Below are 3810 nucleotides of genomic sequence, written 5' to 3' on the forward strand. Positions count from 1 at the left end.
GGGGCTCTGTGGTCATTTCTACATTAATACACGCTAAGGGCATTTTGCAGGTGACGGGAAACACATGATTTCCGCTCACCGTGATCGCGGGGCAAACTGGCCACGCAATAGGGCCATTTTTTGCGCGACAAACCCTGTCGGAATGTTAGGCTGTGCGGCAACACCTGATTTGAGGTTTGTCGCACATGTTGATCGGTTACATGCGGGTATCGAGTAGTGACGAGCGCCAGTCGGTTGCCTTGCAGCGCGATGCCCTGCTCGCGGCCGGGGTCGATGAGCGCCATCTCCATCAGGATCGCGCTTCCGGAGCGCGTGATGACCGGCCGGGTCTGAAGGCATGCCTCGGCGAATTGCGCGAAGGCGATGTCCTGGTCGTCTGGAAGATAGATCGGTTAGGCCGGTCACTCTCCCACTTGATCCGCATCGTCGAGGATTTGAAGGAACGTGGTGTCGCCTTCCGATCTCTCACGGAGGCGATCGACACCACGAATTCGCACGGCGCGTTTCTGTTCAACCTGTTCGGCTCGCTTGCAGAATACGAGAGAGTGCTGATCACCGAGCGGGTCAATGCCGGCCTGGCGGCGGCTCGCCGACGTGGCCGTAAGGGCGGGAGACCTCCAACGATCGATGCGGAAAAGGTCGAGCAGGTTCTAGCTGCTTTGGAAGCTGGCGCCAGCAAGGCGTCCGTGTGCCGGACGTTCAAGGTGGCGCGCTCGACCTTGATCGACACGTTGAAGCGGACTGGATGGACAGGCCCCGGCAAGACCGGCACGCCCGAAACCGTAGTTTGACGAGTGACCGTGGCTGATGGCGTTTCTCGATGAGCAATCGCGTGCCGTTTTATTCGAACCACCCGAAGCTTATGAAGATGCGCAAGCGCGCTATGCACTGACTTCCGAGGATATTGTCTTCGTCAAGGAACATCGCCGGTCGCATAATCGGCTTGGCTTTGCGATCCAACTCGCACTGGTGCGTGATCTGGGCCGTCTGCTGCGAATAGGCGAAGTTCCACCTCAGGCGGTTGTCTCTGTTGTCGCCGACCAGCTGGGCATCGACCCTGCAGTGTTCGAGTTCTACGCCCAGCGCGACGAAACGCGCCGGGAACACGCGCGCGAGATCGTCTCTGCACTGGAGCTTCAGCCTGTCCGGACGAGTGACTATCGCGAGTTGATAACGGCGGCGGCACGCGAGGCGGCGGCCACTGAACAAGGTGCGCCGATCGCCAAGGCCGTGATCGAAGCCTTGAAGGAACGAAAGTTGCTCGTTCCTATGCCGGAGCTGCTGATCCGTCTGGCACTGGCCGGCCGGGCGGCGGCGCGTCGACAAGCCTATCGCGAATTGATCCGGGATCTGGAGCAGCCTTCGATCGAGGCGCTTGATCAGCTCCTCGCTGAGCGGGCCGGCGATCGGAGCCACCTTGGCTGGATTGCGGAAGCACCTGAAGGGGCGAAGCTGAAGAACCTCAAAGGCTTGATCGCCCGCCTCGAGGTATTGCGCTCAGCCGCCATTCCCGACGACCGTCGCAAGACGATCCATGCCAATCGCTACGGCATCATCGCCAGGGATGCACGCATTCTGCATGCCCGGGAGATACGACGCCTGACATCCGAACGTCGCTACGCCACGCTGGCCGCCTTCGTCATCGAGAGACAGGCGTCGATCACCGACCTGACGATCGACATGTTCTGCAAAATGATTGGGAGCAACCGCCGCAAGGCCGAGATCAGCCGCACGGAACGCCGGCTAAAAGAGGCCGAGGTTCTTGATGGGGTGGCGCTTGAGCATCTCAAGCTCGGCGAGGCGCTTCTGGCCGCTCGTGCGAGCAAAACCGATCTTGCATCGGCGATCGCAGCCTCCCTCGGCTGGGACGGATTGGTCGCCAGCATGGCGGCAGCCAGATCTGTCGTCCACCCTGATCGCAGTAACGAATTCGACGAGCTCATCAAGCGGCACAAATCGTTGCGCAAGCTGGGCAGACTGATGTTCCGCACGTTCTCGTTCCGGTCGTTTCGTGCTGATGATCCGATCCTTGTAGCAGTGGACCATCTGCGCGCGCTCTATGGCGGCCGGAAATTGCCGGCGCAGGTGCCGCTCGCCTTTCTGACCCGCAAATGGCGACGCTGCGTGCGCCCGAACAGTGCCGATATCGACCTGCGCGCCTGGGAAGTGGCGGTCCTCGTTCACCTGCGAGAGCGTCTGAGGGCCGGTGACATCTGGGTCGAAGGCAGCCGGGCATGGCGCAGTTTCGAGGATTATCTTCTGCCTCGGCCGATCTTCGAGCTGATGCGCGCCGAGGGGCGGCTCGGGCTCGCACTCCCCGACAGCTTTGCCGAATGGCGAGCAGAACGGACCGCCACGCTCGATGCGAAGCTGAAAGAGCTGGCAAAGGCGGCGGCTGCCAATGCTATTCCGGATGCAGCGATTTCCGACAAGGGCCTGTCGATCTCGCCGATCCGCGAGGAGGAGCGCGACAGCATCGTCGCGCTCAGCCGCCGACTATATGTTCTGGTGCCACGGATCAGGATCACCAGCCTGCTTGCCGAGGTGCAAAGCTGGACCAAATTCCTCGACAGCTTCACGCATTATCGTACCGGTGAGACGGCAAACGACGAGGCAGCGCTGATGGCAGCGATCCTTGCCGACGCCACCAATGCCGGAGCCGAACGTATGGCGGAAAGCTCACGCGGCGTCACGATCCACCAGATGATGCTGATGGTGGACAGGCATATGCGATCGGAAACCTACGCCACGGCGACCGCCGTGCTGGTCGATGCGCAGCAGGCCCATCCCTTTGCCGCGATCTGGGGTGACGGCCATATCTCCTCCTCGGACGGACAGTTCTTTCCGGCTGGCGGGCGTGGCGAAGCCAGCCTCGACTACAATGCAAAATACGGCAAGCGACCGGGGGCGTCGATCTATGGCTTCCTGTCCAACCGTTTTGCTTCCTTCTTCTCCCGCATGATCCAGGCATCCGAGGGCGAAGCCCCCTACGTTCTCGACGGCCTCCTTCACAACGAAAGCTCCGTCGAAATCTATGAGCACGCAACCGATACCGCTGGCGCCACCGAAACGACGTTCTCCATGTTCCACGCCTTTGGCTACAGGCTCATTCCCCGTATCCGCAATCTCGGCAATCGCAGGCTCTTTGTCATTGATCGCGATCCGGCTTACGAACCGCTCGACGCGCTGATCGCTGGAACCGTCAACATGGATGTCGTCGAGCACCACTGGGATGAGGTCTTGCGGCTGAAGGCTTCGATCGCTGCAGGTTTGGTGCCGCCTTCCGTCATCCTCAAGAAGCTGGCAGCGTCGCCGCGACAAAACCGGCTGAACCAGGCCCTGCGCGAAATGGGCCGGATAGAACGCTCGATCTTCATCTGCGACTGGCTGCTCGATACGAAACTGCGCCGCAGATCGCATGCGATCCTCAACAAGGGTGAAAGCCGTCATGCTCTCGCACGCGCCATCTTCCTCCACCAGCTCGGCGAATTGCGCAACCGCGTCGCCGAAACCATGGCTTACCGCGCGTCCGGTCTTAACCTCGTCGTCAACGCCATCATCCTGTGGAACACTGTCTATCTCAGCCGTGCTGTCGATTATATCAGCAGTCAGGGTATTATCATTCCGGACGAGCTGCTCTCCCAGGTCGCACCACTACCATGGGCGCATATCGCGCTCACCGGCGACTACCTCTGGAACGAAATTGACCGACCCCTCGAACGCTTCAGGCCAATCCGGGCTAACCGCTTCAATCCAAACAACTTCAAATTCCCTTAGCGTGTATTAATGTAGAAATGCCCACGGAGCCCC

Annotated in this window: 2 protein-coding genes; both read left to right on the forward strand. The window is 60.5% G+C overall.

The features are described from left to right. The first annotated feature begins 185 nt into the window (after positions 1-185). Entirely contained in the window at positions 186-791 is a 606-nt protein-coding gene (locus tag ACODTZ_RS35995) for a recombinase family protein (protein WP_003501158.1), read from the forward strand. Positions 792-807: 16 nt separating this feature from the next. Further along, positions 808-3777, forward strand: coding sequence for a Tn3 family transposase (locus ACODTZ_RS36000; RefSeq protein ID WP_003501156.1), 2970 nt, complete (start codon positions 808-810; stop codon positions 3775-3777). The last annotated feature ends 33 nt before the right edge of the window (positions 3778-3810 follow it).

The sequence above is a fragment of the Rhizobium sp. FG113 genome (genome assembly GCF_057809895.1).

What these genes read in the sequence shown, in the direction of transcription:
- ACODTZ_RS35995 (WP_003501158.1), top strand. Translation starts at nt 186, where the DNA reads ATGTTGATCGGTTACATGCGGGTATCGAGTAGTGACGAGCGCCAGTCG.
- ACODTZ_RS36000 (WP_003501156.1), top strand. Translation starts at nt 808, where the DNA reads ATGGCGTTTCTCGATGAGCAATCGCGTGCCGTTTTATTCGAACCACCC.